This window comes from Terrabacter lapilli (assembly GCF_039531305.1).
In the GTDB taxonomy this organism is placed as follows: Bacteria; Actinomycetota; Actinomycetes; order Actinomycetales; family Dermatophilaceae; genus Terrabacter; species Terrabacter lapilli.
In genome coordinates this window covers 54827-59259 of the sequence record NZ_BAAAPU010000012.1, presented here as the reverse complement: position 1 = coordinate 59259, position 4433 = coordinate 54827, and the positions used below count along the sequence as shown (strand labels likewise).

Sequence of the window (4433 nt, the reverse complement as noted above, 5' to 3'; positions counted from 1 at the left end):
CTGCATCCGCTCGCTGACGAGCGCGGCGAGGAAGAAGGAGGTCAGGGCGATGCAGGCGTTGAACGCCTGCAGGAGGAGCATCTGCTCGAGCACGGTGCGGTTCGCGAACGGCCCGATGCCCCGGGCAGCCGACCAGGTGGTCACCGTCGAGGCGATCAGCGCGGCAGGCGCGGCGCCGCGCAGCTGCAGTCGCCATGCGGCCCACCCGAGGACCGGCAGGGAGAGGAAGAGGACGGGCAGCCGCATGACGGCCGCGCTGGTCACCACGGCGGTCGTGAGCAGCAGCACGGCGCCGGCCTCCAGCCACTGGTGCAGCGGCCAGCCACGCTGCTCGCGGAAGAGGGGGATGCACAGCAGGAAGGGGGCGACCACGAGCACCCCCATGGCGTCGCCGGTCCACCACACGGTCCACGCCGTCGGGAGCTGGGCCGCGGAGACCGACCCGGACGCCAGCAGGGTGGCCGAGCCGATGGTGGCGCTGACGAGCATGCTGCCCAGGGCGCCGAGGAAGACGAGGGCGATCGCGTCCCGCTGCCGGTCGAGCTCGCGCCGGAAGCCCACCCTGCGCAGCAGCATCACGGCGACGATCGGGGCCAGGGTGTTGCCGACCGCGATGACGGCAGCTGCCCACGGGCTGGCGCTGATCGGCAGGTTGACGGCCAGGGCTGCGAGGGCGAACGCCGGCCAGTAGGCCCGGCCCAAGACGATGAGCGCCGCGACGGCGACTCCCGTCGGCGGCCAGAGCGGGGTGACGTCGTTGCCGACGAGGGAGAGCCGCAGGCCCACACGGGCACTCAGGTAGTACGCCGCGCCGACGCCCAGTGCGACGGCGACCCGTCGGGCGCGGGACGCGTACCTGGGCGCGTCGGCATCAGGCGACGACTCGGTCGTCCCCGCACCCGGTGTCATCGCTGGGAGCAGCCCGGCTGCGCACGCTCCACCATGGTCATGACTCTAGGAGAGGACTGCGGCCCTGACGAGAGGCGCTCGGCCCGCTCGCACGCGCCGGCCCCAGCGCCGGTGGACGTATGCGGCGTGGCCCGGCCGGGCGGCATACGTGCGCCCAGGCGCGGCGCCGGCTCTCCTACGACTCGCGCGGGTAGTCGTCGTCGTCGCCCGCGACGACCTCGTGCTGCTCGAGCTGGTCGGCCTCGTCGGCCTCGTCGGCCGGGGTCGGCGGCTCGGGGTCGGGGGAGTCAGCCGTCGCCTCCGAGTCGGGCAGGACCGGCGGGTCGACCGGTGCCTGCTGCTCGAGCAGGTCAGCCTCGGGAACGTCGTCGCGGCCGGGGTGCTGTGCAGTCACTGGACTCCTCCTTCTCCGTCGCGCTCTCGTGTCCCAGCATGGCACGACGGTCAGGTCGGTTGTCCTCCGTCGCGACCTCTTGCCTGGGTCTTGGCTCTGGTGATATACAAAATCTATAGCGCACGCCATAGATCGCCAGACGCGGTCGTGGCCCTCCGAGGAGCATCGCTGCAGACGATGGAGGTGAACATGATGCTGATGCGCACTGACCCCTTCCGAGAGCTGGACCGCCTCACGCAGCAGGTCCTGGGCACCGGCGGGTCCTTCGCCCGGTCTTCCCTGATGCCGATGGACGCGTGGCGAGACGGTGACACCTTCCACGTCGAGTTCGACCTTCCGGGCGTGGAGCCGGACGGCATCGACCTCGACGTCGAGCGCAACGTCGTCACGGTCAAGGCCGAGCGCCGACCGCGCTACGACGAGAAGCAGCTCATCGCCGCCGAGCGTCCGTTCGGGGTGTTCAGCCGGCAGCTCGTGCTCGGCGACAACCTCGACACCGGGCGGATCGAGGCCCGCTACGACGGCGGGGTCCTCACCCTGACGATCCCCGTCGCCGAGGAGGCCAAGCCTCGCAAGATCGAGATCACCGGAGCGACCGAGGACCGGCAGGCGATCGGCGCCTGAGCCGAGCCGGCGCCTGGTGTGATGACCGAAGGGCAGGTGGTCGCCTGGAAGTGGTTGTGTCGGAGTGTTCGACGGACGAAGGAGCTCCCCGGCCGGTGCGTTCGCTGCTCGCGCGCCTGACGCTCGAAGCGCGACGCCCACGCCTTGACGGCGTACCGGTTCGCACCGGCCGGGGTTCCTGTGGCTCAACAAGATTCGCGGTCCCGGCCGTCGCCCAGCGAACGGCCGGGACTTCCTCCGTGTCGAAGAGGGAGCGGGGACGATGACAGAGCGCGCTGACCTGTATGCCGTCCTCGGGGTCGCACCCACGGCCACGCAGGAGCAGATCAGGCGCGCCTTCCGTGCCCTGATGCGTCGGCACCATCCGGACACGCGGGGTTCTGGGGCGACGCCTGGGGCCGGGGCGACCGGCGACGCGGCGTTCCAGCGGGCCGTCGCCGCGTATGCGGTCCTGGGCGACCCGCAGGCCCGCGCGGACTACGACCGGGCCCGCCGAGGACGTGCGGCGCCTGGCGGGCAGCCGGTCGTGGTGCGCAGAGCAGAGCCGGGCGGACGAGCCGGCGAAGACGTGCAGTCCGCCATCCGCGTCGGCCCGGTCCGGTGGCACCGGACCTGACCGCTGCCCGGCAGGCTGCACGCCTCGTCAGGTCGTCACGTCAGGAGGTGACGACGACCTTCCCGACCATCCCCATGCCGTCGTGGAACATGCAGATGTAGGAGAAGGTGCCTGCCTTGTTGAAGGTCACCCTGAAGTGCGCTCCGGGACCGGCCGTCGGCAGGACGCCCGAGCTCAGCTGGCCGCCGGTGAAGTTGCGGGGCGTGCCCACCGCGATGGGTGCGGGAGGCTCCGGACCGAAGGTCACGGTGTGCGGGACCGGGAAGCCGTGGTTGAACGACCAGTCGAAGTCGATGGTGTCGCCCTTGTGGACCGTCACGGTCGTCCGGAGGAACCGCATGACCATGAACATGCCGCGGGGGTCGACCGCGCCGACGTAGACGTGGTGGTTGGTCGAAAGAGCCGCGACGCGCTCAGCGTAGTCAAAGCCCCTCTCGACCGTCCTGTCCCGACCGTCTCGGTACTGCATGTCGTAGTAGGACTGCGTGTGCGGGTACGGCGTGCCGGCGGCGGCGACGTGGACCACGCCCTTCATCTGCTTGCCGTGCAGGAGGCAGTAGTAGACGAAGTCTCCGCGGCCCTTGAAGGTGAGGTCGTAGGAGAGGTACGACGTCGGCAGCTCGGGGATCGGCATCGTCGCCAGCACCCCGGAGTTGCGGAACTGGCCCGGCGTCGTGATGGTCGTCGCGGCCGTACGCGTGGTCTGGCGCGCGTTGGTGGGGTCGAACGGCGGTGGCAGCTGTCCCACACGAAGGAATGTCACCGTGTGCGGTTCCATGGAGGCAGCGGTCCAGTGAACGGTGTCGCCGACGTCGATCCAGATCTGGCCGGGGAGGAACTGCATCCCCTGGATGGCACCGTTGCGCGACTGGGCGCCGACGTGAACGGTCCACGTCCTGTGGGTGGTGGTGGAGCCCGTGTCTGCGTTGGCCGTCGGCCCGAGGAACAGGGTTCCGAGCACGACCGTGGCGAGCGCTGCGAGCAGCGTCCGTAGTTTCTTTCGAGCGTGCGTCTGCATGGATCCTCCAAGGAGTGCAGCTACGCCCTTCGGGGCCCCGAAGGGCGTCTCCACGCTAGTGAGCGAGGTGGTCGAGCGGTGCAGAACAGGAAGTTCCCAGCGGACGGTCAGACGTCGAATTAGGCTGTCCTGCAACGGTTTCGGTTGCTGAGTCGGGAACGGCCGGGTTGTCGTCGACATCATCCGCGTCCGCGGCGGGGCGTGGCATTCGCTCGTACGCCTTTGTCCCCTTGTGGTTCACGAGGCGTGCACGCCGGTCGGCGGACCGCTTCCTGGCTGTAGCCCACCCAGCCCGTCACGCGCGTACTGGGACAGCCGGGCGAGCAGGGTCTGCGTCGAGACTCCCCACGCTGCGGCCGCCTCGGGGACCTGCTGGCGGTCACTGACCCCGGCCAGTACTACCTTGCGCCGTTGCTCGGCCACGCTCGACTCCTTCATCAGGAGAGCGTCAAGGATCAGCCGGAGCCGCTGTCAACCATCACCCGAAACACCGTCAGGCATCAGGCGAAGACCGAATGTCAACCATGAGCCGAACGCATACAAAACAAACATGTAAGGCCCCGGCAGGATTCGAAGCTGCAACACCCGCTTTAGGACCGAATATGCCCTGTTCTCAGGGTTCTCGGGTGGGTTGTGGCGTACGTGATCGCCTGTTGTCGTGGTCCCGCGAGCGACCTGCTCGGATGCCGTGTGCCACAAATGCGCCCCGCGGGTCGGTGCAGTGACCCAGAGGAGTTGGGCTGGAAGGTGCCGCGCAGAAGGCGCTAGTGGGAGCAGGCCGAGCGGGTCGTTCACGACGCCATGCGCTCGAGGTGGGCCGTGGCCCTACGTGCGAGCCGGCCCTGCACACGACTGCCGGGGCCTCCCTCGTC

Annotated in this window: 6 protein-coding genes; 2 read left to right on the top strand and 4 right to left on the bottom strand. The window is 69.6% G+C overall.

Translation table 11 applies throughout. From position 1 onward, the window contains the following. Together ABD241_RS20190 and ABD241_RS20185 are read right to left on the bottom strand one after the other, a co-directional pair. Positions 1-909 (bottom strand): MASE1 domain-containing protein (locus tag ABD241_RS20190; RefSeq protein WP_344067185.1); only part of this gene is annotated, 909 nt, incomplete at its 3' end. A gap of 175 nt (positions 910-1084) precedes the next feature. Further along, entirely contained in the window at positions 1085-1303 is a 219-nt protein-coding gene (locus ABD241_RS20185) for a hypothetical protein (protein WP_344067182.1), read from the bottom strand. Between the two features lie 192 nt (positions 1304-1495). Between ABD241_RS20185 and ABD241_RS20180 the strand changes: the two genes are divergently transcribed. Further along, on the top strand, positions 1496-1927 hold the full coding sequence (locus ABD241_RS20180; RefSeq protein WP_344067377.1) for an Hsp20/alpha crystallin family protein: 432 nt from the start codon (positions 1496-1498) through the stop codon (positions 1925-1927). A gap of 262 nt (positions 1928-2189) precedes the next feature. After that, positions 2190-2543, top strand: a complete 354-nt coding sequence (locus tag ABD241_RS20175; protein ID WP_344067179.1) for a J domain-containing protein — start codon at positions 2190-2192, stop codon at positions 2541-2543. A gap of 40 nt (positions 2544-2583) precedes the next feature. Here the strand turns inward: ABD241_RS20175 and ABD241_RS20170 are convergent, their stop codons facing one another. Both ABD241_RS20170 and ABD241_RS20165 read right to left on the bottom strand, forming a co-directional pair. Further along, on the bottom strand, positions 2584-3561 hold the full coding sequence (locus tag ABD241_RS20170; RefSeq protein ID WP_344067176.1) for a cupredoxin domain-containing protein: 978 nt from the start codon (positions 3559-3561) through the stop codon (positions 2584-2586). A gap of 237 nt (positions 3562-3798) precedes the next feature. Beyond that, complete coding sequence (locus tag ABD241_RS20165) at positions 3799-3999, bottom strand: helix-turn-helix domain-containing protein (protein WP_344067173.1); 201 nt, start codon at positions 3997-3999, stop codon at positions 3799-3801. Between the last annotated feature and the right edge of the window lie 434 nt (positions 4000-4433).